General features: G+C 63.7%; 19 protein-coding genes. 11 read left to right on the plus strand and 8 right to left on the minus strand.

Going from position 1 to position 21,251, the window contains the following annotated elements:
* Positions 1-86 precede the first annotated feature (86 nt).
* Together ACQKPS_RS05490 and ACQKPS_RS05495 are read left to right on the plus strand one after the other, a co-directional pair.
* Positions 87-365: a type II toxin-antitoxin system RelE/ParE family toxin gene (locus tag ACQKPS_RS05490; RefSeq protein WP_197895730.1), complete on the plus strand. Its 279-nt coding sequence runs from the start codon at positions 87-89 to the stop codon at positions 363-365.
* A 12-nt stretch (positions 366-377) separates the two neighbouring features.
* On the plus strand, positions 378-662 hold the full coding sequence (locus ACQKPS_RS05495; RefSeq protein ID WP_254482276.1) for a HigA family addiction module antitoxin: 285 nt from the start codon (positions 378-380) through the stop codon (positions 660-662).
* Between the two features lie 4 nt (positions 663-666).
* Here ACQKPS_RS05495 and ACQKPS_RS05500 read toward each other — a convergent pair whose 3' ends face one another.
* Positions 667-2,454, minus strand: coding sequence for a monovalent cation:proton antiporter-2 (CPA2) family protein (locus tag ACQKPS_RS05500; RefSeq protein WP_254482275.1), 1,788 nt, complete (start codon positions 2,452-2,454; stop codon positions 667-669).
* Between the two features lie 124 nt (positions 2,455-2,578).
* Complete coding sequence (locus tag ACQKPS_RS05505) at positions 2,579-3,553, minus strand: GlxA family transcriptional regulator (protein WP_254482274.1); 975 nt, start codon at positions 3,551-3,553, stop codon at positions 2,579-2,581.
* 180 nt (positions 3,554-3,733) lie between these two features.
* On the opposite strand from ACQKPS_RS05505, the gene ACQKPS_RS05510 reads away from it, so the two are divergent.
* A complete protein-coding gene (locus ACQKPS_RS05510; protein ID WP_254482273.1) occupies positions 3,734-4,096 on the plus strand; it encodes a helix-turn-helix domain-containing protein in 363 nt (120 codons plus the stop codon).
* An 84-nt stretch (positions 4,097-4,180) separates the two neighbouring features.
* Positions 4,181-4,807, plus strand: coding sequence for an isochorismate family cysteine hydrolase YcaC (ycaC, locus tag ACQKPS_RS05515; RefSeq protein WP_254482272.1), 627 nt, complete (start codon positions 4,181-4,183; stop codon positions 4,805-4,807).
* Between the two features lie 57 nt (positions 4,808-4,864).
* Here the strand turns inward: ycaC and ACQKPS_RS05520 are convergent, their stop codons facing one another.
* Positions 4,865-9,910 (minus strand): trifunctional serine/threonine-protein kinase/ATP-binding protein/sensor histidine kinase, encoded by a 5,046-nt coding sequence (locus tag ACQKPS_RS05520; RefSeq protein WP_427603088.1) that lies wholly within the window; start codon positions 9,908-9,910, stop codon positions 4,865-4,867.
* Positions 9,911-10,149: 239 nt separating this feature from the next.
* On the opposite strand from ACQKPS_RS05520, the gene ACQKPS_RS05525 reads away from it, so the two are divergent.
* From ACQKPS_RS05525 to ACQKPS_RS05535, 3 genes are all read left to right on the plus strand, one after another.
* On the plus strand, positions 10,150-11,130 hold the full coding sequence (locus ACQKPS_RS05525) for a response regulator (protein WP_254482270.1): 981 nt from the start codon (positions 10,150-10,152) through the stop codon (positions 11,128-11,130).
* Complete coding sequence (locus ACQKPS_RS05530) at positions 11,127-11,492, plus strand: response regulator transcription factor (RefSeq protein ID WP_254482269.1); 366 nt, start codon at positions 11,127-11,129, stop codon at positions 11,490-11,492. Before ACQKPS_RS05525 ends, ACQKPS_RS05530 begins: the two co-directional genes overlap by 4 nt.
* A gap of 73 nt (positions 11,493-11,565) precedes the next feature.
* Complete coding sequence (locus ACQKPS_RS05535) at positions 11,566-11,994, plus strand: DoxX family protein (RefSeq protein ID WP_254482268.1); 429 nt, start codon at positions 11,566-11,568, stop codon at positions 11,992-11,994.
* 29 nt (positions 11,995-12,023) lie between these two features.
* Here the strand turns inward: ACQKPS_RS05535 and ACQKPS_RS05540 are convergent, their stop codons facing one another.
* Positions 12,024-13,514, minus strand: a complete 1,491-nt coding sequence (locus tag ACQKPS_RS05540) for a YifB family Mg chelatase-like AAA ATPase (RefSeq protein ID WP_254482267.1) — start codon at positions 13,512-13,514, stop codon at positions 12,024-12,026.
* A 214-nt stretch (positions 13,515-13,728) separates the two neighbouring features.
* Between ACQKPS_RS05540 and ACQKPS_RS05545 the strand changes: the two genes are divergently transcribed.
* A complete protein-coding gene (locus ACQKPS_RS05545) occupies positions 13,729-15,741 on the plus strand; it encodes a DUF4034 domain-containing protein (protein WP_427603090.1) in 2,013 nt (670 codons plus the stop codon).
* 42 nt (positions 15,742-15,783) lie between these two features.
* Here ACQKPS_RS05545 and ACQKPS_RS05550 read toward each other — a convergent pair whose 3' ends face one another.
* Complete coding sequence (locus tag ACQKPS_RS05550; RefSeq protein ID WP_060479960.1) at positions 15,784-16,047, minus strand: accessory factor UbiK family protein; 264 nt, start codon at positions 16,045-16,047, stop codon at positions 15,784-15,786.
* A 375-nt stretch (positions 16,048-16,422) separates the two neighbouring features.
* Between ACQKPS_RS05550 and glnK the strand changes: the two genes are divergently transcribed.
* The 3 genes from glnK (at position 16,423) to sutA (ending at position 18,900) form a co-directional block, all read left to right on the plus strand.
* A complete protein-coding gene (gene glnK, locus ACQKPS_RS05555) occupies positions 16,423-16,761 on the plus strand; it encodes a P-II family nitrogen regulator (RefSeq protein WP_002555808.1) in 339 nt (112 codons plus the stop codon).
* Between the two features lie 46 nt (positions 16,762-16,807).
* Entirely contained in the window at positions 16,808-18,142 is a 1,335-nt protein-coding gene (locus ACQKPS_RS05560) for an ammonium transporter (protein ID WP_254482265.1), read from the plus strand.
* A gap of 428 nt (positions 18,143-18,570) precedes the next feature.
* Positions 18,571-18,900: a transcriptional regulator SutA gene (gene sutA, locus ACQKPS_RS05565; RefSeq protein ID WP_254482264.1), complete on the plus strand. Its 330-nt coding sequence runs from the start codon at positions 18,571-18,573 to the stop codon at positions 18,898-18,900.
* A 54-nt stretch (positions 18,901-18,954) separates the two neighbouring features.
* Here sutA and ACQKPS_RS05570 read toward each other — a convergent pair whose 3' ends face one another.
* Genes ACQKPS_RS05570 through ACQKPS_RS05580 form a run of 3 tightly spaced genes read right to left on the minus strand, consistent with a single transcriptional unit; the run spans position 18,955 to position 21,250 of the window.
* Complete coding sequence (locus tag ACQKPS_RS05570; RefSeq protein ID WP_254482263.1) at positions 18,955-19,650, minus strand: HAD family hydrolase; 696 nt, start codon at positions 19,648-19,650, stop codon at positions 18,955-18,957.
* On the minus strand, positions 19,647-20,546 hold the full coding sequence (xerC, locus tag ACQKPS_RS05575; protein WP_099813893.1) for a tyrosine recombinase XerC: 900 nt from the start codon (positions 20,544-20,546) through the stop codon (positions 19,647-19,649). Before xerC ends, ACQKPS_RS05570 begins: the two co-directional genes overlap by 4 nt.
* A complete protein-coding gene (locus tag ACQKPS_RS05580; RefSeq protein ID WP_283723573.1) occupies positions 20,546-21,250 on the minus strand; it encodes a DUF484 family protein in 705 nt (234 codons plus the stop codon). The genes xerC and ACQKPS_RS05580 overlap by 1 nt, the downstream gene beginning before the upstream one ends.
* Position 21,251: the final 1 nt, after the last annotated feature.

Raw genomic sequence — 21,251 nt, forward strand, 5'->3', positions numbered from 1 at the left:
GCCCGGAAATCTTTCAGGAGTGTCCCCATGAGCCGCGCCAATGCCCGCTTGAAAAGTGTAAGGCATGACCTTACACTCAAACACCAATGATCAGGAGTTTCAGGCACAAAGGCCTGCGTCTGCTCCATCAACAGCGTGACTCGTCTGGGGTACGTGCAGATCATGTCAATCGCTTGCGACGCTTACTTGCTTCCCTGGAGGTCGCACAAGCGCCTGGAGACATGAACCGTCCTGGTAACCGCCTTCATCCTCTGCATGGAAAGCTGGACAGCTTTTGGGCAGTTAATGTCTCGGGTAACTGGCGTCTGGTGTTCCGCTTCGTTGGTACTGATGTGGAGCTTGTCGATTATCTCGATTACCACTAGGAGGTTTCATTCATGCCTATGTTCGATCCTCCCCACCCAGGGGAGTCCTTGCGAGAAGATGTGTTGCCCGCAATCGGCATGAGCGTCACTGAGTTAGCCCGCCATCTGGGCTATTCAAGGGGACAGTTATCCACAGTGCTCAATGGGCGCGCCGCCATTTCAGCCGATCTTGCGTATCGACTTGAGCTGGCAGGCCTTGGTGCTGCCCGGCAGTATCTTGCCGAACAGGCAGCCTACGATCTGTGGCAAGCCGCGCACCGTGAGCATCCACAGATAGCGCGGCTGGTGATTGCCTGACTACTCAGTCGGCATCCGAATCAAACAACCGCGCCAATTCCACTCGCGCCTCCTTGGCTGTTTGCATCACCTTGGCTCGGTCATCGCGCACAAGGCCCTGGGCCTCCAACACTTCCTCGTCATGCTGGGCAAAGCGTTGAATCCGGTCTGATGCCTGCTCATCGCTCAAGCCCAGCCCGACCAGCGCCCGGCGGGTCATCTCCAGGCTGGAATAGAAGGTCTCGCGAATCGGTTCCGCGCCCACATCCGCCAACTTGTGCACATGCTGGCGGTTACGCGCCCGGGCCAGCACTTTCAGGTGCGGGTACTGGCGCTTCACCCGGTCAGCGGTGTGGATGGCGGCCTCTGGGTCATCGATGGTGATGATGAAGTACTCCGCCTCACCGACCTTGGCCGCATGCAGCACCTCGGGGCGAAGAGGGTCGCCATAGAACACCGGCACTTGCTCGAACATGCGCGTCATCTCGATGGCGTCCACCGAGGTTTCCAGGGCAATGAACGGGATCTTCTGCGCCCGCAGGATGCGCGCGACGATCTGGCCCATGCGGCCCATGCCGACGATCACCACCCGCGGTGTGCCAGCGTCGATGGCCTTGTACTGCTCGGGCACTTCACGCGCCGGTTGCGGGCGCTTGAGGGCGCGGGCGCAGCCGAGCATCAGCAGTGGGGTGATGGCCATCGACAGGGTGATGGTCATCAGCAGCAGGTCGTAGGTCTGGGTGTCGAACAGGCCCTGGTCCTTGCCCAGCTTGAACACCACGAAAGCGAATTCGCCACCGGCAGCCAGCACCATGCCCAGGCGCAGCGCGCTGGCGCTGTTCAAGCCACCGGCCAGGCGGCCGACGGCGATCAGCAGCACCAACTTCACCGCCACCAGCAGCAGAGTCAGGCCCAGCAGCACCAGCGGCATTTCCAACAGCAGCCTCAGATTGGCGCCCATGCCGACGCTGATGAAGAACAGCCCCAGCAGCAGGCCCTTGAACGGCTCGATCTGCGATTCCAGCTCGTGGCGGTACTCCGAGTCGGCCAGCAGCAGACCGGCGAGGAAGGCGCCCAGGGCCATGGAAATGCCGGCTTCCTCCATCAGCCAGGCGGTGCCGATCACCACCAGCAGCGCGGTGGCGGTGGACACTTCCGGCAGGCCGGTGCGGGCCACGGTGCGGAACACCGGGCGCAGCAGGTAGCGGCCGCCGATGATGACCACGGCGATGCTGGCGAAGACCTTCAGGCCATGTTGCAGGCTGTCGCCGTGGCTGGTGTCCGGGCCGCTGGCGGCCAGCAACGGGACCAGGGCGATCAGCGGGATCGCGGCGATGTCCTGGAACAGCAGGATGGCGAACGCCAGGCGGCCATGGGGTGCATTGAGCTGCTTGGTCTCGGCCAGGCTTTGCAAGCCGAGCGCGGTGGACGACAGCGCCAGGCCGAGGCCGAGCACGACGGCCGCCGGCAGCGACTGGCCGAAGCCGAACAGGGCAATGGCGCCGATCACCGCGCCGGTCAGCAGCACCTGGGCGGTGCCGACGCCGAATACCGACCTGCGCATCAGCCACAGGCGCTTGGGCGACAGCTCGAGGCCAATGATGAACAGCAGCAGGACCACGCCCAGTTCGGAAATGTGCGCGACGCTTTCGGTGTCGCGGATCAGGCCCAGGGCCTGTGGGCCGATGGCCACGCCGGCGAGCAGGTAACCGATCACGGCCCCCAGCTGCAGGCGCTTGGCCAGTGGGACGGCGACGACTGCGGCGAGCAAAAAGATCACCGCGGTTTGCAGAAGGCTGCCTTCGTGTGGCATTGGCTCGTACTCCATGAGCTGCCGGGGCAGCGTTTGAACAGGTTGACGGACGATTCTGGAGGTTGGTCAGGCCGAAGACAATCTGCTGCCAGGAGGAAACATTGTCCCGTATGGATTGACAGTTTCAGCTCCCGCCAAACTGAGCCCGATACTGCGCCGGCGTCATGCCGATCCGCTCGCAGAACACCTTGCGCATATGCCGGTCGCTGCCAAACCCGCATCGGGTCGCCACCACCTTCAACGGCAGATCGCCGCATTCGAGCAACTTGCGCGCCTGGTCGATCCGCGCGTTCTGCAAGTACTGCAGCGGCGTGATCCCGACCTCACGCTGAAAAGTCCGGGCAAAGTTGCGCCCGCTCATGGCCACCAGGTCCGCCATCTTCTGCACCGTGAATGGCTGATCGATGTGATCGACGATGTAAGCCTGGACCCGGGCAATCGGCGAGCCATCCCGGGGTACCGCCGCCAGCAGCGGCCCGTAAGGCGTTTGCCCGCCTTGGCGGTGACGCGCCACCAGCAGCACCTTGGCGACTTCGAGAGCCAGCGCCTTGCCGTGATCCTCGGCGACGATGGCCAGCGCCAGGTCGATACCCGCCGTGATGCCGCCGGAGGTGATCAGGTCGCGGTCCATCACGTAGATGTGCTCGGTTTCGACCCTGGCGTCGGGAAATGCCTGGGCCAGGCGCTCCACGTAATTCCAGTGGGTAGTACAGCGATAGCCGTCGAGCAACCCGGCACGCCCGAGCACGAACGCTCCGGTGCAGATCGCACCGAAGCGCCGCGCCCTGGCAACGGCGGCAGGCAGCCAGCGCTCGATCGCCGGCAACGCGACGTGGTAAGCCCCCGGCCCACCCGGTACCAGCAGCAGGTCGATACTGACTGGCAATTGCTCCAGGCGCAGGTCGGCCATTACCTTCAGGCCGCAAGACCCGCGGATGGTCCCCTGGCCTTCAGCCACGGTCACCAACCGATAATGGTGGTCTTCAGGCAGGAACCGGTTGGCAATGGCAAAGGCATCCATCGGCCCGGTCACATCCAGCATCAGCACATCATCGAACAGCACCATGGCCACGGTGCGTTGGGTGTGGTTTTCCTGCATACCTCTTTCGCCTTGAATGCTGACCGCTTGTGGCGGCATGAAGCTGAGTAAGAAACGCATCTTAAGGTATCGGCCAAAAGGCCAGGGCCAGCAGCGCACAATTAACAACAATTCAGGTTTGGCTCAGGACTTTGTCATGCCCCGGCGGCGAGACTTTCTTCATTGAACAGGAGAGTCGCCATGCACCCTGGGACGCCCCAAGCGCTTCTGCACACTCCCGGCGCGCTGACACCCGCGCGGTTGCGTCAGGCCAAGGAATTGATGTTGCACAGTTCGCTGTCGATCAGCGAGATCGCCGCCGTATGCAACCTCACCCGCAGCCATTTCTCCCGGGCCTTCAAGGTCAACACCGGCCTCTCGCCCCAGGCCTGGCGCCTGCTGGCGCGCATGGAAAAGGCCAAGCGCCTGCTTGTCACCGAGGCGCCGATCACCCACGTGAGCCTGGAGTGCGGCTTCTGCGACCAGGCCCATTTCACCCGTGCCTTCAGCCGCCTGGTCGGCCAGCCGCCCAAGGCCTGGCGCCAGGCACAGGCATTTTCTTAAGCCGGCTCTATTCGCCGGTATAAGCCCTTGGGACAAGCCCCCAGGCAAGTCCCGCTCCGTTTTCCCAACCCAAGGAGTCACCCGATGAGCCAACCTGATTACAAGCGCCTGAACAAGGACGATGCCGTGGTGCTGCTGGTCGACCACCAGACTGGCCTGATCTCGCTGGTGCAGGACTTCTCGCCCAACGAGTTCAAGAACAACGTCCTGGCCCTGGGCGACCTGGCCAAGTTCTTCGGCCTGCCGACCATTCTCACCACCAGCTTCGAGCAAGGCCCCAACGGCCCGCTGGTGCCGGAGTTGAAAGAGATGTTCCCAGACGCGCCGTACATCGCTCGCCCAGGCCAGATCAACGCCTGGGACAACCAGGACTTCGTCAAGGCGATCAAGGCCACTGGCCGCAAGCAGCTGATCATCGCGGGTGTGGTGACCGACGTGTGCGTGGCGTTCCCGACCTTGTCGGCGCTGGCTGAAGGCTTCGAAGTGTTCGTGGTGACCGATGCTTCGGGCACCTTCAACGAGACCGTGCAGCAGGCGGCGTGGGTGCGCATGACCCAGGCAGGCGCACAGATGATGAACTGGTTCTCGGTGGCCTGTGAGCTGCACCGCGACTGGCGCAACGACATCGAAGGGCTGGGCAACCTGCTGTCGCAGCGGATCCCCAACTACCGCAACCTGATGAACAGCTATGCGGCGTTGAGCGCTCGTTGATGCAAACCTGTTCCGGCCCTGTGGGAGCGGGTTCACCCGCGAAGAGGCCGGAACAGGCTAAACGTTATTCACCGGCAAGGTGAAACGAATCCGGCACCCGCCGAACTCAGACACCAACGCCTGCAACTGCCCGCCATGGGCCTGCACCACCGAACTGCAGATCGCCAAGCCCATCCCCAGCCCTGCTTGCTTGGTGGTATGGAATGCATCAAACACCCGCGCCCGCTCATCTGCGGCAATGCCGGGCCCGTTGTCATCCACGCAGATCTCTATCCCGTCCCCGGTAACGACAGACGCAATCCGCAGCACACCATCACTGCGATAGCCCGCCAGCGCCTCCAGCGCGTTGGTGATCAGGTTGAACACCAGCTGCTGCAATTGCACCGGGTCGGCCATCACGCTCACCCCAGCCTGCAATTGTGTCTGCACGTCGACCGTGTGCTTGGCAGCGTCGGCCGAGGTCAGGCGCAGCACCTCGCGAATCAGCTCGTCGATCTTGACCGCCTTGAGCTGCATCGGCGCCTGCTTGGCCAGCGAGCGCAGTGCACGGACGATGTTGGCGGCGCGCTCGCTGTCGTTGCGAATATCTTCCAGGCCAGCCATCGCCTCTTCCAGGTTGGGTTCTGGGCGCTTGAGCCAACGCAGGCTGGCCGCGGCGTTGGAGGCTATCCCCAGCAGCGGTTGGCTGATCTCGTGGGCAATGGACGCCGAAAGTTCGTTCATCACCTGCAGGTGAGCGCTGCGCGCAAGTTCGGCGCGTGATCGGCGCAGTTCTTCTTCCATTTGCGCACGCACCTGGTTGTCCTCGGCCAGGCGGGTGTACAGCTTGGCGGTCTGCAGCGACACCGCCGCCTGCGCGGCGAGGATCTCCAGCATGGCCAGGCGCTGGCTGCCGAACAGGTTGGGCACCAGGCGGTTTTCCAGGTACACCAGGCCGATCAGGACCCCCCGGATCACCAGCGGCAGGCACAACACCGAGCGGGCATTGCGCGCGTGCAGCTCTTGGCGGAACGCCTCGGGGCAATCGCTCTGGGCGTCGTTGAGTACCAGCGGTTTCTTGGTGCGCATGGTGGCGTTGATGATCGACCGTGGCGCCTGGGTCATGAACTTCTGGCAATTGTCCATGTTCACGTGCAAACCGGCATCGTCGATATAGGCGAGGGCGGCCATCTGGAACTCAGCGCCACTGACGATCAGCAGTGCACCGTGATCGGCGCCGGAATGCTGGGTGAGGTGCCCCATCAGCGTTTCGATCAGGCCCTCGAGCAGCACTTCTTCGGACAACGCCCGCGCCGCCTCGATGCCGGCCTCCAGGTCCAGCCTGGCTTGCTGGGTGGCGCGGTAGGTTTGCTGAACGGGCTGGGTGCGCAGGAACGGGTGGAGGGCCTCCAGCTGGTGCACCTTGCCGGTCGCACCCCACATATGGAAGCAATCGCGGGCGATGCGCAGGTGCAGGTTGGCGCCGGAGATCAAGCCGCTGGGGATGCAGACCTCGGCCAGCTGTTCATGGGCCAGTGCCTGCTCGTGGATGAAACCGGCAGCGCTCGCGGCGATCTGCGCCTGGTCGAAGCAGCGAATGGCCGCCAGGCCGTCGCCTTCGAGCTTGGCGATCACCCCTTCGATCAGCAGCAGCTTGTTGCGAAAGGTCACCGGGTTGAAGCAGGCCCAGCGGCTGAAGCGCTCACGCAGGGATTGCAGGACGGCCAGCTTGTCGGCAAGGCTGCCGGGGGCCTCCGGGCTGCCCAAGGCCAGGCCGCGGAACAGGTGATAGTCTGCCAGGTTGATGTGTGCAGGTGCCGCCCAGGCGTTGTCGCCTGCTGCGCTCAGGCTACGCATGGCTTGCGCGATATCACCCAGGTAGAAGGCTGACATACCGTTGAACAGGTGCTGGAAGAACAGCGTGGTGGGTGAATTGACGTGCAGGGGCGAGGCCGTGCCGGGCATTGCGCTCAGGCTGGCGACGAACCCTTGTTGGGCGTGCAGGATCTGTTCGATATCGCGGTAGCCGAAACTGCGCACAGTGGCCAGGCCCTGCAGCACTTCTTCGGCGACCTCTGGCAGGTAGCGGCCCATGAACAGTGAGTCGGAAACCAGGTGGTTGCAGGCATAGCAGGTCATCGCCTGGTCGCCGCTCAAGCGGGTCGAATCGATGGCCTCCAGCGCCGTGCGACGGGCGAACTCCATGGGAGAGGTCCAGGCGCTGACCTGATCCAGGGCCAGCAGTGCGCTGGTGAGATCAGTTTCGAAACCGTGTCGCTCGATCAGCTTGAGCGCTGCCAGGCAGCAGGCGTGGCCGTCGTGGTAGTTGCCGAAGCGATCGGCGATCATCACCCCGTACCAGGCCAGGCCGTAGGTGCTGCCCGGGGCGACACCGTGCAACAACGACAGCTCCATGAGCTTGGCCAGATGCAGGAAGCGGATATCGTCCTGCACAAAAAACGACGACGACAAGGTAGCCAGCAGGCCGATGGCAACTGCCACTTCTTCCGAGTCGGTGCGCGGTAGCGACGCCAGGCAATGACGCCCTTTCTGTTCGATCAGGGCCTCTACCTGCGCATGGCTGGCCTCCACCTGCTGTGGGGCGACACCGCGAGCCAGGCTGATGCCCAAAAGCTCGAGGCCGGCGACGGCGGTGGTGATGGCGGCCTGGTAGTCGCCGCGCAAGGTGTGCAGGCGCGCCTGCAGCTTGCATACCCGCGCCCGGTCCAGCGGCGAGCGTGCCCGCTGAAGGCACTCCAAGAGTCGCTCCTTGGCAGCGGCCATGCGCGACAGTTGCAAGTCGCACTCCGCCGCCATGCAGGCGACAGCAAAGGCATGGGTGGCGCGGCTTTGCGGCGATGCACCGTGGAGCAACAGTTGCTCGCACACCTGCAGATGAGCTGCCGATTGTTCACAAGCACCGCTGTCGCGCGAGCGCAGTGCCGCTTCACGCAAAAGCTGCAGGAACACATCGCGTTCATCCGCTGCAAACCCGCGCGGGCTGGCGCGTTGCAGCTGACTGGCGATCTCGAAGACCACCTCCTGCAAGTCGTTGTGCCAAATCTGGAGCATGGCTTGGGCAATGCGTGCATGCAGTTGAGCGCGATCACACGCGGGCGTGAGTTGATAGGCGGCCTCCATCACCCGGTCATGGGCGAAGCTCAGGCCTTTCTGGCCCGGCAGCAGGAAGCCCGCGTCAATCAAGGCTTTCAACGGTTTATCCGGTGGTGCAAGCAGCAGGTGCAGCAGGCGCTCATCGCAGCGGCTGCCTGCCGCGCTGGCGACCCGCAGCACATCGCGCTGGGGAGCCGGCAGGCGTGCCAGGCGGTGGATCATCAGCTCGGCGACGTTGTCGGCGTAACGTTGCCGGGCTACGGCTTGCAGGCACCACGACCAGCGCATGGCCTGGGTGTCGAAAGTGAACAGCCGGTCCTCAATCATGGCCCTGAGGATCTGATTGATGAAGAACGGGTTGCCGGCGGTCTTGTCGTGCACCCGTTCGGCAACCTGCAACGCCTCGTCGGGGCTGACGTGGTAGCGTTCGCTGATCAGTTCGGTGACTGCACCGACGTCCAGTGGGCGCAGGTTCAATGTGGTGGTGCGCAGCGTTGCGGGGATTGCCAGCGGCGCGCCAGCAGTGGGCGTATCGATGCGTCGGGTGAAGATCAGCAGCAGGTTGTCCGGCGCCTGGGCGAGCAACTGCGCCAGTAACTGCCGTGTGCCATTATCAGCCCATTGCAGGCCATCGAAACACAGCACCAGCGGGTGTCCGGGGTAGCTGAACACTTGCAGGAACTCAACGATTGCCCGCTGTTCTTTCTGCAAAGCCAGGCGCGTGGGCTTTTCCGGCAACTCGGGCAGTGGGCCCACGATCAGTTGCAGGTCGGGAGCCAGTTTGCCGAGCAATCGACTGTGGCCTTCGATGCGCTGCAGGATCTCGCGGCGCAGGGTGTCGAGGTCCTGGCTGTTCTTCGCCAGCAGCTGGGTGGTCAGCGAACCGAGGATCTCTACCCAGGGCGCATAGGGCACGGCCAGGTCCGGGCTGTTGCACTTGCCGACAGCCCAGTAGCCTTCGGCATGCGCTTTGAGCGTGGCCTCGACCAGGCTGGATTTGCCCAGACCAGCAGCGCCGTTGATGAACAGCACCTGGGGCTTGCTGTCGCGACGCTGAGTATCGAGCATCAGGGCGATCAGCTTCTGTTCGGCAGTGCGGCCATACAAGCGCTCGCGACTGGGCGAAACCGGGTCGGCGCAGCCGGGCTCGAAGGGGGCGATGGTTTTGCTTGCGGTCCACTGCCGTTGGCAATGGGCCAGGTCAACGGCCAGGGCCCGGGCGCTCTGGTAGCGGGCGTCGGGTTCCTTTGCCAAGGCCTTGGCCAGGATCCGGCTCAGTGGCAGCGGCACCCGGCTGTCGACCTCACAGGCCGGGCGTGGCTGAACGCCAGCGTGCAGCTGGCGCCAGTGCTGGGTATCCCGCCCGGCCAACGGCAGCTCGCCCAGCAGCAGCTGGTAGAGAATCGCGCCCAGGGCGTAGATGTCGCTGCGTCGGTCGCTGCTGCTGCCATGGGGGCAGATCTGCTCCGGCGCCAGGTAGGCCCAGTTGCCGAGCGCGTTGCCCTGTTCGCTGATCAGCTCTGGTTTGTCGGCACGAAAACAGCCCAGCCGCACCCGTTGGTTCGCCTGCAGGCAGACATGTTCGGGCTGCAACGCACCATGCAGCACATTGCGCTCGTGGGCTTGAGCCAGGGCGTTGGCGGCATTTACCGCGATATCGAAGAACAGAGGCAGCTCAACCGGGCCTTCGTGGATCAGGTCGGCGATGGAGCGGCCGGTCGGGTACACCAGCAACGGGCCTTCGGCGCAGCGGACGAACGCTGAGGGGATGACCGCCCACTGCGGGTCCAGCTGCAAGCGGTAGTCGCGCTCCAGGCGCTGGCAGGCTGCGGGGACCTCGAGCGGGGCGCGCACGGCGATCCAGGCCTGGCGAGTGACGGGGTCGTGCAAGCGGAAATAGCTGAGTTCACCGTCCTGGCCCAGCTGCGTGATGGCGCAGCGATTCAGCCAGCCGTCGTCGATCGACTGGTCGAAATCGATCGGCCTGTTGGCGAGGCGTTCATCAAGCATAAAGCACCCCCTGCTAGCGACATCCTGGCGCACGAGTATACGCAGCCGCCCGCTCAAGAATGGGCGCTGCGGGCGGCTTGGCAGGAACGGGCACGCTGTTGTCCGTTATCAATACCTGGGGGCTGGAGGGCGCTTGTATAGTGAAGAGGCCACCTATCCCTCGGGATAATTGTCTGAATGCGTGTGCTCACCTAGGCTGCCCGAGGCTGCGCAAACGCCCATGCCCGCGAGAGGAAACCATGATCCGAATAGGCAACGCCCAGGTGTCGCTCGAGCGACGAGAAGCCTTTCTCGATGGCAAGCCGATCCTGTTGGGCGGGCGGGCATTCGAGGTGCTGGCCACGCTGATCAAGGCCAAGGGCCGGGTGGTTGGCAAGGATGAGCTGTTCAGCCAGGTGTGGGCCGGCACGGTGGTCGAAGACAACAACCTGCAGGTGCAGGTTTCGCTGTTGCGCAAGGCCTTCGGTGACCGCGGGCTGATTCAGACCGTGCCGCGGCGGGGTTACCGCCTGGCTGCGCAGGTCAGCTTCGAGGTTCCTTGCCTGGCGCTGGGCCAGTCACCGTTGTGCGCTGTGGCCGATGCCGCCGAACCGCTCGACGACGCTGCGCGCGTGCCAGTGCTGGTGGTGGATGACGACCCTTCGGTACGCAAGGCACTCGGTCGCCTGCTGGGTTCGCGGGATATTCCGCACCGGTTGTTCGCCAGCGCCGAAGCGTTGTTCGACGCTCGCCTGGAAAGCCCCTGCGCCTGCCTGCTGCTGGATATGCATCTGGCCGAAACCACCGGCCTTGAGGTTCAGGCTACGTTGCGCCGGTTGGCGCTCCCTTGGCCGATCGTGTTCATGACCGGCTTCGGCACCATTCCCATGACGGTCCAGGCCATGCGCGCCGGGGCCGTCGAGTTCCTGACCAAGCCCTTCGACGAAGACCAGTTGCTGGTGCTGCTGGATTCGGTACGCGCACGCGCCGTGATCGAGGGGCGCAAATGGCAGCATGCGCGGCAGGTCGAGGAAAAGTACCAGCACCTGACCCAGCGCGAGCGCCAGGTGTTCTCGCTGGTGGTCGGCGGTTTGTCGCACAAGCAGATCGCCAGGGAAATCGGCACCAGTGAAGTGACCACCAAGGTGCACAAGAAAAACATCATGAACAAGATGCAATCCCGCTCGCTACTGGAGCTGGTAGCCATGCACAGCGTCATCGAAGCCCGGCCCGGCGCATGAGCAGGGCGGTGTGCATCGTCGATGATGATGCGTCGGTGCGCAAAAGCCTGGGTAACCTGCTGCGCTCAGCAGGGTTCGAGTGCCTGGCGTTTGCGACGGGGGAGGTGTTCCTGGCCTCGAACCTGGCGCACGAGGCAGGCTGCTTGCTGCTCGACCTGAAAATGCCGGGGATTAACGGGCTGGACGTGCAGCGGGAGCTGGTGCGGCGGGGTTCGCTTTTGCCAGTCATCTGCATGTCGGCGCATTGGGACGAGCGAGCGCTGCAGGCGGCACTTCATAATGGCGCACGGGGATGTCTGGGCAAGCCGTTTTCCGAAGAGGTATTGCTCAAGGCGGTCGAAGAGGCGTTGGCAGGTGAATGAGCACACCTGAACAATCAATCGTTGGGCAAGCGGGCGATGCTCGTTGGCTGGATCGAACCGCGAGACCTTTGCCATGCCACGCCTCAAGCCCTTCCTCGAGCCGCAATCGGCGGCCTTGACTGCCAGCGGCCTGCTGTTCATGCGGGTGATGGCTGCCGTGCTGCTGTTTTCCATCCACGGGTTGCCCAAGCTACTGGACTGGAGCGGGGAATTGCAGCGCATCGAAGATCCGTTCGGCCTGGGGGCGCCGCTGACCCTGGGCCTTGCGGTGTTTGCCGAGGTGGTGTGCCCGGTGTTGCTGGTGCTGGGCGTGGTGGCACGGCTGGCTTGCCTGCCGGTGCTGGCAGTGTTGCTGGTGGCGCTGGTGGTGGTGCATCCGGAGTGGTCGCTGGAGCAAGGGCAGTTTGCCTGGTTGCTGGTGGCGCTTTATGGCGGTTTGGCGTTGACCGGGCCTGGGTTGTATTCGGTGTCCGGATTGATCGGTCGAAACAGGTTGTCCTGATCTTGACGCGGCCAAGCAGCCCGAAAGCACTAACTGCTCCCCGGCCGGTACTGCAAGGCCTCGGCCAGATGCCCCCGGCGGATCGCCTGGCTACCTTCCAGATCCGCCAATGTACGTGCAACCTTCAACAGCCGGTGCGCCGCCCGTAAAGAAAGCGTCAGCCGCTCGCAGGCGCTTTCCAGCCAAGCCTGGTCTGCCGCTGCCAGCTGACAATGGCTGCGCAACCCGTCCAGGTCCAGAAACGCATTGGCGCAGCCTTGACGTCGCTGCTGCACTTCGCGGGCCTCGGCCACCTTGGCGGCCACGTCGGCACTGGTTTCCCCGCTTGGCTGGTGGCTGAGCGTGGTGGTCTCGCGGGCCACGGTCAGGTGCAAGTCGATGCGGTCCAGCAATGGCCCTGACAGCTTGTTGCGATACCGTGCGATCTGCTCGGTGCTGCAGCGGCAGCGCCCGGTAGGGTCACCCAGGTAGCCGCAAGGGCAAGGGTTCATGGCCGCCACCAGTTGGAAGCGCGCCGGGAAGCGCACCTTGTCGCGCGCCCGGGCAATCACGATCTCGCCCGATTCCAGCGGCTCGCGCAGCACTTCCAGTACGCGTCTTTCGAACTCCGGCAGCTCGTCGAGAAACAGCACGCCATGGTGCGCCAAGGTGATTTCGCCTGGCTGCGGCCGACTGCTCCCACCTACCAGCGCTGGGCCTGAGGCAGAATGGTGCGGGTGGCGAAACGGCCGCTGCGGCCAGCTGTTCAGCGGCGTGTGGCCACTGACCGAGCGGATCGCCGCGACCTCCAGCGCCTCATTTTCATCCAGAGGCGGCAGCAGGCCGGGGAGGCGGCTGGCGAGCAGGGTCTTGCCCGTGCCGGGTGGCCCGGTGAACAGCAAGTTATGGGCCCCGGCTGCGGCTAACAGCAGTGCCCGCTTGGCCGCGACCTGGCCCTGGACCTCACTGAGGTCCGGATAAGGCTGTTGCTCAAGGATCAGGCCATTGGCGGCAAACGGGGCGAGTGGCACCTGCCCGTTGAGGTGCGCCACCAACTCGAGCAGGTGCCCTACCGCATACACCACAAGCCCGCCGGCCAGGCTGGCTTCCTCGGCATTTTCCCGGGGCACCACCAGCGCCCGGCCGGCCTCGCGCGCCGCCAGTGCTGCTGGCAACACGCCCTGCACCGGGCGTAGCTTGCCCGACAGGGCCAGCTCGCCCAGGCATTCCAGTTCGGCCAGCGCTGGTAACGGCACCTGGCCATCGGCGGCGAGGATACCCAGGGCGATAGCCAGGTCATAACGCCCGCCATCCTTGGGCAGGTCGGCCGGGGCGAGGTTCTGGGTGATGCGCCGCTGCGGGTAATTCAGCCCGGAATTGACGATCGCGCTGCGCACACGGTCCTTGCTCTCCTTGACCGTGGTTTCGGGCAGGCCGACCAGGGTGAGATTGGGCAGGCCGTTGGCCAGGTGCGTTTCGACGCTGACCGCCGGGGCCTGCACGCCGACCTGGGCGCGGCTATGGACGATGGCGAGGGACATGGACGCTCCGTTGTCGCTGGATATAAAGCCGCTTCCTGCGGGTTGTCACAGCCTAGTGAGTATCTGCAAGGTGAGCGCAAGAGAAATGCGACTTAACGTTGCACGACTGGATCCAATACTTTGCGAAGATCCCGGCTATGGCTTAGTGTTCAAGAGCGACTGTTGTTGCCAGTGGATGGCAACGCGACCCTTAAATGGACTTAAGGTACTGCCCGTGCAAACCCTCAATCGCATCCGCCAGCAGCTCCGAGAACGGGTGCAGGCCAATGAATACGCTGAGCTTAACCGCCTTTTCGATGCGCTCGAGACGCAATGGCTGCAGGCGCCACCCGGTGAGTGCCCGGTCTACCTCGAAGCTGTGCAAGGCCACCTGCTGGATTGGGACACACAGGGCGGCAAGGCCCTGACGCAAACCCTCAATGCGTGGATCGACGCCTGCCCCAAGGCTTATCACCCGCATGTGGTGATGGGTTTTCACTGCTTCAGCCGTGCCTGCCAGATCCGTGGGCCGGTTGGCTGCCATGACGTGTCGGAAGAACGCTGGCTGGCTACTGAACAGGCCTGCGAAAAGGCTGCGGCGCACTTTCTGCGTGCCATGGCGCTTAGCGCACAACCTGTGGCGGCAGTGATCGGCATGCTGCACATCAGTTCGCGCTTGCGCGAGCCAGGCTGGCTGGTCGAACTGTTCGATGGCCAGGTAGCGCGTTATCGGCCTAGCGCGCATGCCGATGTGGAGGTGCAGGAGGCCGCTGCGCCACTGTTGGTCAAATTCGGCCTGACGCCTTTGCAGGCGCTGCCGCAGGTATTGCCTGCCAGCTTGAGCGCGCGCTTGCATGAGCGGGGCGAGAGCGCCCGGGATTACTGGCTGCGCCATGCGCTGGCTTGGTTCAGCGGCTGCTTCGAGGCGGTTGAGGCCTATGCGACTTACCTGACCCCACGTTGGGGAGGCAGCGATGAGGCGGTCGATGCACTGGCCAGCGGGCCGCTGTGCCACGGCTGGCCTGAGGCACAGCGCAATGCGATTCGTTGGTTGGCGCTGGAAGAGACATTCTGGCTGCCGCACGCCAGGCAACTGCCGCAGATCGCGATTTGGCAAACTACCTTTGCCCAATGGGCACAGCGTGAACTCCGGCCCAAGGAGCGTGCCACGCTGCTGGCCCGGCGTGGGGCACTGAGGCGCTATTCGATGCGTGACTACGCCGGGGCGATGCGCGACTTTGTCGATAGCGTCGCGCTCTGCCCTGACCATGGTTTCGTCGCGACCATTGGCGAGCCTTTCCATAGCCTGGTGTGCCTGGTGCTGTTCCACGAGGCGCAGGACGATTCGCAGGTGCTGCGCACCGTCATCGAGCGGCTGTGCGATGACCGCCGACAGGCAGCGGCCTGTGCGCTGCGGGCGGCAGGGCACCAGTTTGGACTGTGGGGCTTTGGGCAATCTGCCGAGCAGGCTCGCACGTGGTTGCGCATGGCGGTCAGGCGCCAGTGCGGGAGCGAGGGGCAGGGCTTCGATGTGCTCGAAGTGCCGCGCCTGCTCTGGGCTGCCAGCCTGCATGAGGCCGCGTATTTCCTCTATGAAACCTTTGCGGAGCTTAAACTGCCGAATGCTGCCATCGCGCTGTACGATCTGCACCGTGGCGGGCTGGACAACACGCCCGCGCATTACCTCAGTGGCAAGGCTGCGGAGCACTGGCTGCTGTGCGCAGCGGAGTCTGGTCACCTCCAGGCCAGGTTCGACCTGGCTTGCCAACGCATGAACGCCATTAAAGGGCTGGAGGACCGCAAATCAATGCTGGCGGTCAAGCGGCTGCTGCTAGACGCACTGGGCGATCCGGAAATCCACGCCAAGGCGCAGTTGCAGCTGGGCATCCTGCTCCGCCAGTACGGTGATGCGCGGGAGCGTGTCGAGGCGGTTGGTTATCTGCACGGGCTGGCGGAGTACCCTGATCCGGGGATTGCCGCACGCGCTTGCGCAGAGCTTGGGCTGGCCTGGATGCAGGGCTGCGGCACGCGCAAGCAGAGCCGCTTCGCCGCAATCGAATGGGTCGATCGTGCCGTTGCGCTGCAGTCGAGCGATCCGCTCATCGAAGAAATACAGGCCGAGATCCGTAATTCGCACAGTCGGGTGAAGACGCTGTTCACCGTGTGCGGGGCGGCGTTGTTCCGTGGAGCGCTGCATGCCAGCGAGCTACCGCCCAAGGCCGCCGGGCAGCACAGGGCTTCGGCCTGATCCGAAGCTGGGGCTGTAACGCAGCCCCAGGGCTTTGGCTTGTTACTCTTGCGCAGCCGGCGCCAGCCGGGCTTCCAGCTCAGCCACTTGTTTCTCCAGGGCTTCGAGCCGGGCGCGGGTGCGCGCCAGCACGACCATCTGGCTGTCGAATTCTTCGCGGCTGACCAGGTCCAGCTTGCTGAAGGCGCCTTGCATCAACACTTTGAACTGGCTTTCCAGTTCAGCGCGGGGCTGGGCGGTATCGCTGCTGAACAGGCGCGAGGCCTGGTCGCTCAGGGCGTCGAGAAGGGCTTTGGGCGCGAGCATGTTCGGCTGTCCACTGAAACTGAGAAATGGCCCGCAGTGTAGCACGGGCAGATCTGCATCTTGGACTGCAGGCCGCTGCACACTTTTTGAGCAGTTTGCCGGGCCTGCCTGCACCGATGTTGTGCATGATTGCCATGCTGGCGACTGGCCAATCCCGACTGACTTACATAACTCGCTGTTTTCCGCCGCTTTAACGGAACTGGCAAGGTTTCTGCAAAGACCTGAACGAGCCATGCACTGATGCAGTTCTTTGTGACCAGGCAGTGCGCACGCGGAGCCGGATGCCGACGACGCGTTACAAAGCCAACCGCTGCGCTTAGACTTGAGACGGGTTTGTTTTCCTGGGGCAAGTCCACCAAATCGGGAGAGAGTTTCATGAAGCTAGTCACAGCCATCATCAAGCCGTTCAAGCTGGACGACGTGCGCGAGTCGCTGTCGGAAATCGGCGTGCAGGGCATTACCGTCACCGAAGTCAAAGGTTTCGGCCGGCAGAAGGGCCACACCGAGCTGTATCGCGGCGCGGAGTACGTGGTCGACTTCCTGCCCAAAGTGAAGATCGACGTCGCCATCGACGACAAGGACCTTGATCGAGTGATCGAAGCCATCACCAAGGCGGCCAACACCGGCAAGATCGGTGACGGCAAGATCTTCGTGGTGAATCTGGAGCAGGCGATCCGCATCCGTACCGGCGAAACCGATACCGACGCGATCTAAGCGCCGAAAAAGCCTCACCAAACCCAACGCCCCAGGAGAAAACAACATGACTCTGCGTAAGATCGCAGGGCTAGGAGCCCTATTGTCCCTCGTAATGCCCGGGCTTGCCCTGGCAGAGGAAGCAGCTGCCCCAGCGCTGAACTCCGGCGACACCGCCTGGATGCTCACCTCGACAGCGCTGGTGCTGTTCATGACCATTCCAGGTCTGGCCCTTTTCTACGGCGGCATGGTGCGTTCCAAGAACGTGCTGTCGGTGATGATGCAGTGCTTTGCCATCACTGGCCTGATCAGCATTCTCTGGGTCATTTATGGCTACAGCATGGCCTTCGATACCACTGGTATGGAAAAGGGCGTGCTCAACTTCAATTCTTTCGTCGGCGGCTTCTCCAAGGCGTTCCTGAGCGGCGTCACGCCGGCCAACCTGACTTCGGCCACTGCACTTTTCCCTGAGGCAGTGTTCATCACGTTCCAGATGACCTTCGCCATCATTACTCCGGCACTGATCGTCGGTGCCTTTGCCGAGCGCATGAAGTTCTCGGCGATGCTGGTGTTCATGGGTATCTGGTTCACCCTGGTCTACGCCCCGATCGCGCACATGGTCTGGAGTGGTGACGGCGCGCTGCTGTGGGACTGGGGCGTGCTCGACTTCGCTGGCGGCACCGTGGTGCACATCAACGCCGGTATCGCTGGCCTGGTCTGCTGCCTGGTCATGGGCAAGCGCAAGGGCTACCCGACCACCCCGATGGCTCCGCACAACCTGGGCTACACCTTGATGGGCGCGGCCATGCTGTGGATCGGCTGGTTTGGCTTCAACGCCGGTTCCGCCGCCGCCGCCAACGGCACTGCGGGCATGGCCATGCTGGTGACGCAGATCGCCACCGCCGCTGCTGCGCTGGGCTGGATGTTCGCCGAGTGGGTGTTCCACGGCAAACCCAGTGCCCTGGGCATCGCCTCGGGTGTGGTCGCCGGCCTGGTCGCCATCACGCCGGCCGCTGGGACCGTGGGCCCTATGGGCGCACTGGTGATTGGCCTGGTCTCCGGTGTGATCTGCTACTTCTGCGCCACCACCCTCAAGCGCAAGCTGGGTTACGACGACTCCCTGGACGCCTTCGGCGTGCATGGCATCGGCGGCATCATCGGTGCCATCCTGACCGGCGTGTTCGCGGCACCGGCCCTGGGCGGCTTCGGTGCAGTCACCGATATCGGTGCCCAGGTCTGGGTTCAGGCCAAGGGCGTAATCTTCACCGTGGTCTATACCGCCATCGTCACCTACGTGATCCTTAAGGTGCTGGATGTGGTGATGGGTCTGCGGGTCAACGAAGAAGAAGAGTCGGTCGGCCTCGACCTGGCTCAGCACAACGAACGCGGCTACAACCTGTAACCGCGACGCTGGTAAAACTTGCCCGGTTCGCCGGGCATTTTTTTGCCTGTTTTTTGCCATTTCGCGCAGTGCAAACGGTTTATCACTCACGTTCGCGACGTAGGCCAAAAACTTACAAGTCTTCGGGCATTTATGGTGCTTTGCTTTTTCCACGAGCGCGCTAGAATGCGCGCCAAAGAGTGTTGGGCGAGTAGTCCCCACGCTTCTCCAGCCTTTGCTAGGCTTGCCAATAGCGTGTGGCCAGCAGGGTTCAAGGATTTGTCAGGTCTTGCCAGGAGTAGGGCCTGCTGGGTGCCGCCTCCCATCAGGAGCGCCGACCCAAGGGCAGTGGCCTAACCCACGGCCAGTTGAATTTTCACTGGTGGCTGCCGGTCTACGGCTGCACCGGTCTATAACTAACCTGCTTTTCGCAAGTCATGAGGTAGAACATGAGCGACGACGATCTGGAAAATGATGACCTCGAAGTAGGCGACGAAGACGAGGCTGATGAAGGCCTCGAAGCGGCGGCTGACGATGGCGTGGAAGATGCTGGCGATGACGACAGCAGCCCGGCACCGACTTCCAAGGGCAAATCCAAGGCCGCTGTCTCGGTAGACGAGATGCCGAGCATGGAAGCCAAGCAGAAGGAGCGTGATGCCCTGGCCAAAGCGATGGAAGAGTTCCTTTCGCGCGGTGGCAAGGTGCAGGAAGTCGAGGCCAACGTGGTCGCCGACCCGCCCAAGAAGCCGGACAACAAGTACGGCAGCCGCCCTATCTGAGTGGCTGAATGCAAAAGAGCCCGCCGTCGCTGCGGGCTTTTTTGTGCCTGTTTGTCAGCGCCAGCGCGCCAGGACGTCAGGCAGTTGGGACAGCCGCTGAATCTCCGCATCCGGCGCCCTGTCACCCGCCCAGGCCTTGCCCTGCGGATTGAACCACACCGCGCGCAAACCGGCGCGCTGGGCGCCGGCGATGTCGTCGCCTGGGTGATCGCCTATATGCACCGCTGCACTGGCCTCGGATTCGCCACGCTTGAGGGCCTCCAAGAACGGTGCCGGGTCCGGCTTGCCGATGCCCAGATCCTCCGCGCACAGGGCAAAGCGGAAGTAATCCGCCAGCCCCAGTCGGCGTATGTCGGCGTTGCCGTTGGTGACCACGCCCAAGGTGTAGTGACGGCGCAGGACTTCCAGTACCGGCTGTACCTCGGGGAACACTTCGACCTGGTGGCGGGCATGGAGGAAAACTTCAAAGCCCTCGTTGGCCAGTTCCTGCGCCTGCTTCTCGCTGTAGCCGACGTCCTCCAGGGCGTGGAACAACACCCGTCGGCGCAGGGCGCTGATGCGGTGCTTGAGGCCCGGCTCGGCTTGCACCAGGCGTTCGCGAATGGCGAACAAGTGCTCCACCGGCACGCCGCCGAGGACTGGTGCGTTGGCTTCGAGCCAGTCGCGCAGCACGACCTCGGCGCTGGCAATCACGGGCGCGGTGTCCCACAGCGTGTCGTCGAGGTCGAAGGTGATCAGCTTGATGCTCATGAGTCTGTGCCTTTGCTGCGTTTGGCCCGAGGGTGGGCGCTGTCGTACACCGCGGCCAGGTGCTGGAAGTCCAGGTGGGTGTAGATCTGCGTGGTGCTGATGTCGGCGTGGCCGAGCATTTCCTGCACCGCACGCAGGTCCTGGGACGATTCCAGCACGTGGCTGGCGAAGGAGTGGCGAAGCATGTGCGGGTGCAGGTGCTGGCCTAGCTCGCGCTCGCCGGCAGCCTTGACCCGCAGTTGGATGGCGCGTGGGCTCATGCGATTGCCCTGGCGGGTGATGAACACGGCGCTGTCACGCGGCGCGCCGATGCCACGCAGCTTGAACCAGGCCTGCAACGCCTCGCGTGCCTTGCGCCCAACCGGTAGTACGCGGGTCTTGCTGCCCTTGCCGAGTACCTGCACCAGGCCGGCAGCCAGGTCGAGCTGTTCGAGGTCAAGGTTGTTCAGTTCGGACAGGCGCAGGCCGGAGGAATAGAACAATTCGAGGATGGCCTGGTCACGGCGGGCGATAAAGTCGTCATCGACGCCGCCATCGAGCAGCTGCAGGGCTCGGTCGGTGTCCAGCACCTTGGGCAGCCGGCGTTCGCCCTTGGGCGCACTCAGGCCGTTGGCCGGGTCGTGCTGGCACAGGCCTTCGCGATTGAGGTAGCGGTAGAGGCCGCGCACCGCCGACAGCAATCGTGCCAGGCTGCGCGAGGACTGGCCGTGATGGTGCAAGCGGGCGATAAGCTGGCGCAGCTGCTGAATCTGCAGGGCGCCCCAACCGGCGATGCCCTGGCTGTTGCAATATTCGATGACCTTGTCGAGGTCGCGGCGATAAGCCAGCAGGGTGTGTTCCGACACCTGGCGCTCGTTGCGCAGGTGTGCGCAATAAGCCTCCAGCTGGCGTTCCATCAGCGCACCGGACGCAGGGTATGGGTCACGCGCGGCACCACGCGGCCCAGTACTTCGGCGATGTAGCCAAGGAACAAGGTGCCGACGCTGCTCTTGTAGTGCTGCGGGTCGCGGCTGCCGATCGCCAGCACGCCATGCAACCCTTGATATTCGAGGGCGGCAACAGCACTGGAGCCGACTTCCTGCTGCTGCTCCTTGCCGAACAGGAAGGCCAGCTCGTGCTCGCGCAGGTTGCCGCTGACCGTCTTGCCACCGCCGAGCAGACCACCGATGGCCTGCTGGGCTTCGGCATTGCTGACCCAACGGCCAACGGGCGCCGCGTTGTCGCCAAACAGGATCAGGCTGACGAAAGGCACCTGGAATTCCTGGCGCAGGCTGTCTTCGACGGCCATTACCACTTCTTCCAGGCTGCCGGCGTCGAGCAGGTCGAGGATCAGCCGACGGGTCTTGTCGAACAGCCGGTCGTTGTCCCGGGCCACGTCCATCAGTTGCGACAGGCGATGGCGCATCTCGATGTTGCGGTCGCGCAGCAGCTTGAGCTGGCGTTCCACCAGCGACACGCTGTCACCGCGCTGGTGGGGGATGCGTTGTTCGATCAACAACTCGTCGTGCTCGGCGAAGAATGTAGGGTGGGCGCGCAGGTAGGCGACCACCGCGTCGGCATCGAGCTCATCGGACTGCTGGGGTACTGGCTGATCGGTCATG

The organism is Pseudomonas sp. NPDC086566 (assembly GCF_050280885.1).
Lineage (GTDB): Bacteria > Pseudomonadota > Gammaproteobacteria > Pseudomonadales > Pseudomonadaceae > Aquipseudomonas > Aquipseudomonas vlassakiae.

What these genes read in the sequence shown, in the direction of transcription:
- ACQKPS_RS05550 (WP_060479960.1), bottom strand. Translation starts at nt 16,047, where the DNA reads ATGCTCGCGCCCAAAGCCCTTCTCGACGCCCTGAGCGACCAGGCCTCG.
- ACQKPS_RS05560 (WP_254482265.1), top strand. Translation starts at nt 16,808, where the DNA reads ATGACTCTGCGTAAGATCGCAGGGCTAGGAGCCCTATTGTCCCTCGTA.
- ACQKPS_RS05505 (WP_254482274.1), bottom strand. Translation starts at nt 3,553, where the DNA reads ATGCAGGAAAACCACACCCAACGCACCGTGGCCATGGTGCTGTTCGAT.
- ACQKPS_RS05540 (WP_254482267.1), bottom strand. Translation starts at nt 13,514, where the DNA reads ATGTCCCTCGCCATCGTCCATAGCCGCGCCCAGGTCGGCGTGCAGGCC.
- ACQKPS_RS05500 (WP_254482275.1), bottom strand. Translation starts at nt 2,454, where the DNA reads ATGCCACACGAAGGCAGCCTTCTGCAAACCGCGGTGATCTTTTTGCTC.
- ycaC (WP_254482272.1), top strand. Translation starts at nt 4,181, where the DNA reads ATGAGCCAACCTGATTACAAGCGCCTGAACAAGGACGATGCCGTGGTG.
- ACQKPS_RS05495 (WP_254482276.1), top strand. Translation starts at nt 378, where the DNA reads ATGCCTATGTTCGATCCTCCCCACCCAGGGGAGTCCTTGCGAGAAGAT.
- xerC (WP_099813893.1), bottom strand. Translation starts at nt 20,546, where the DNA reads ATGGAACGCCAGCTGGAGGCTTATTGCGCACACCTGCGCAACGAGCGC.
- ACQKPS_RS05490 (WP_197895730.1), top strand. Translation starts at nt 87, where the DNA reads ATGATCAGGAGTTTCAGGCACAAAGGCCTGCGTCTGCTCCATCAACAG.
- ACQKPS_RS05520 (WP_427603088.1), bottom strand. Translation starts at nt 9,910, where the DNA reads ATGCTTGATGAACGCCTCGCCAACAGGCCGATCGATTTCGACCAGTCG.
- ACQKPS_RS05570 (WP_254482263.1), bottom strand. Translation starts at nt 19,650, where the DNA reads ATGAGCATCAAGCTGATCACCTTCGACCTCGACGACACGCTGTGGGAC.
- ACQKPS_RS05530 (WP_254482269.1), top strand. Translation starts at nt 11,127, where the DNA reads ATGAGCAGGGCGGTGTGCATCGTCGATGATGATGCGTCGGTGCGCAAA.
- sutA (WP_254482264.1), top strand. Translation starts at nt 18,571, where the DNA reads ATGAGCGACGACGATCTGGAAAATGATGACCTCGAAGTAGGCGACGAA.
- ACQKPS_RS05525 (WP_254482270.1), top strand. Translation starts at nt 10,150, where the DNA reads ATGATCCGAATAGGCAACGCCCAGGTGTCGCTCGAGCGACGAGAAGCC.
- ACQKPS_RS05535 (WP_254482268.1), top strand. Translation starts at nt 11,566, where the DNA reads ATGCCACGCCTCAAGCCCTTCCTCGAGCCGCAATCGGCGGCCTTGACT.
- glnK (WP_002555808.1), top strand. Translation starts at nt 16,423, where the DNA reads ATGAAGCTAGTCACAGCCATCATCAAGCCGTTCAAGCTGGACGACGTG.
- ACQKPS_RS05580 (WP_283723573.1), bottom strand. Translation starts at nt 21,250, where the DNA reads ATGACCGATCAGCCAGTACCCCAGCAGTCCGATGAGCTCGATGCCGAC.
- ACQKPS_RS05510 (WP_254482273.1), top strand. Translation starts at nt 3,734, where the DNA reads ATGCACCCTGGGACGCCCCAAGCGCTTCTGCACACTCCCGGCGCGCTG.